The organism is Streptomyces sp. S6 (assembly GCF_054880855.1).
The window spans coordinates 1-1,998 of record NZ_JBTYMC010000576.1 but is presented as its reverse complement, the minus strand read 5'-3'; the positions used below and the strand labels follow the sequence as shown (position 1 = coordinate 1,998).

General features: G+C 73.9%; 3 protein-coding genes. 2 read left to right on the top strand and 1 reads right to left on the bottom strand.

The window, feature by feature from the left end:
* The first annotated feature begins 298 nt into the window (after positions 1 to 298).
* On the top strand, positions 299 to 649 hold the full coding sequence (locus ACVNF4_RS35395) for a hypothetical protein (RefSeq protein WP_461806943.1): 351 nt from the start codon (positions 299 to 301) through the stop codon (positions 647 to 649).
* Here the strand turns inward: ACVNF4_RS35395 and ACVNF4_RS35390 are convergent.
* Complete coding sequence (locus tag ACVNF4_RS35390) at positions 630 to 1,310, bottom strand: FadR/GntR family transcriptional regulator (protein ID WP_461806942.1); 681 nt, start codon at positions 1,308 to 1,310, stop codon at positions 630 to 632. The two genes, ACVNF4_RS35395 and ACVNF4_RS35390, sit on opposite strands and share 20 nt — an antisense overlap.
* Before the next feature lie 70 nt (positions 1,311 to 1,380).
* On the opposite strand from ACVNF4_RS35390, the gene ACVNF4_RS35385 reads away from it, so the two are divergent.
* Positions 1,381 to 1,998 (top strand): MFS transporter (locus ACVNF4_RS35385; RefSeq protein ID WP_461806941.1); only part of this gene is annotated, 618 nt, incomplete at its 3' end.

The following is a 1,998-nucleotide window of genomic DNA, read 5'->3' as shown; positions in this document are numbered from 1 at the left end:
CCGGCGGCGCCCTGGAGCCTGTGCGCGGCGGTCGCCGTGTCGCGGTCGGGCGGTCGGAGGGCCTGGGCATCCGCCGGCCCCGGGGCGTCTGCGTGAGGCTTCCTCCCCGCCCTCGGCTCGCCCCCCCGCTCGGCTTCCGGCTCTGTCTCGTAGCGGGCCCGGCCCCGGACGACTCCCGGGACCGGGCCCTCACTCGTTCGGCGTACCCGGCCGGGCGGGGGGTGGGGTGGGCGGGACAGGGTGGACGTACGCCTTGTCGAAGTACGCCCCTCCCGAGCCATGCCGAGGAGGTTCCCTTGTGCGCATGTCCCGCGGTGTTCCCCCTGCGATAGCCGCCGTCGCCCTGCTGCTGGGGCTGCCGTACGAAGCGATGCCGCACGCGCGTGTGCGTGAACCGGTCGTCCACGCGCGCGTGGAGCCCTTCGGGGCGGAGTGCCGTAACGAGGCCGAGGGTTCACAGGTCGTCGTCTGGTGCCACAACCCCTACCCGGACACCGACCGCGTCCGGCTGCACATCGAGTGCGTGCGCTGGTGGGACATCGACACGGACGCGGCCCCCGTCGACGCCGGCCCCGCCAGGACCGTACGGCTCACCGGGCGCTGCTGGAAGGAGATCCGCGCGGTGTGGGTCACCCACGCGCGCGGCTGAACCGGCACCCGAACGCGTGCCCCGCGGCCTCCGCGGCAGCCTCCTGCGCGTCCCCCGCGCGGATCGCCTCGATCATCCGCGCGTGCTCGACGTACGACCCCGGCGACAGCTCGGGCCCCACGTCGTCGCGCAGGAAGTCCCGCAGCACCTCGCCCAGATCCGCGTACAGCGCGGTGATCGCGTCGTTGTGGGACGCCGCGACCACCGCGAGATGCAGCGTCGCGTCCGCCGCCACGAACGCCTCCCGCTCCCCGGACGCCCACGCCTCCTCACGCCGCGCGAGCAGTCCGTCCAGCTGCCGTAGATCCTTCTCGGTACGACGCTCCGCGGCCAGCCGCGCCGCACTGGACTCCAGGGCCGCGCGCAGCTCGGCGATGTGCCGGGGGTCGGCGCCCGCGAACCGCCGCTGCATCACCCCGGCCAGCTCGCTCGTCGCCACGACGTACGTCCCGGACCCCTGCCGGATGTCCAGCAGCCCGTTGTGCGCCAGCGCCCGCACGGCCTCCCGGACGGTGTTGCGGGCCACACCCAACTGCTCGACCAGCTCGGGTTCGGTCGGGATGCGCGAGCCGACCGGCCACTCACCGGAGGTGATCTGCTGCCGCAGGGTGGCGATGACCTGCTCGGAGAGCGCGGAACGGCGAGGGTGGGTCAGGACCATGGGACACCTTCGCACGAGCGGGACGCGGGAAGCATGCACACAATCATCCTATGATTCTATGATGGGCGGCATGGCGAGCGAGACGACACGGACGACGGCACTGCCCCGGACGACGGAAACAGCACCCGGCGAGCCGAAAACGCCCTCTACGCGCGCGTGGACGAAACGGCTCCTCGTCGTCGCCATCGTCCTGACCGCCGTCAACCTCCGCCCCGCCATCACCAGCCTCGGCGCGCTCCTGGAGGAGGTCCGCGACGGCATCGGCATGAGCGGCGGCCTCGCGGGCCTCCTCACCTCCGTCCCACCCCTCTGCTTCGCCGTCTTCGGCGTCACGGCACCCCGTCTCGCCCGCCGCTTCGGCGCGACGACGGTCGTCGGCGCGGGCCTCGCCGCCCTCACCGCCGGCCTCCTCCTGCGCCCCTACGCCGGCGGCGTCCCCGGCTTCCTCGCCGCCAGCGCCCTCGCCCTCATGGGCATAGCCGTCGGCAACGTCCTCATGCCGGTCATCGTCAAACACCACTTCCCCGACCGCGTCGGCCCCATGACCGGCCTCTACTCCATGGCCCTCGCCCTCGGCACGGCCACCGCGGCGGCGGTCACGGTCCCGCTGACCGACGCGATGGGCCAGGGCTGGCGGGTCGGGGTCGCGGTGTGGGCGGGGGTCGCGGGGGTGGCCGTGGTGCCGTGG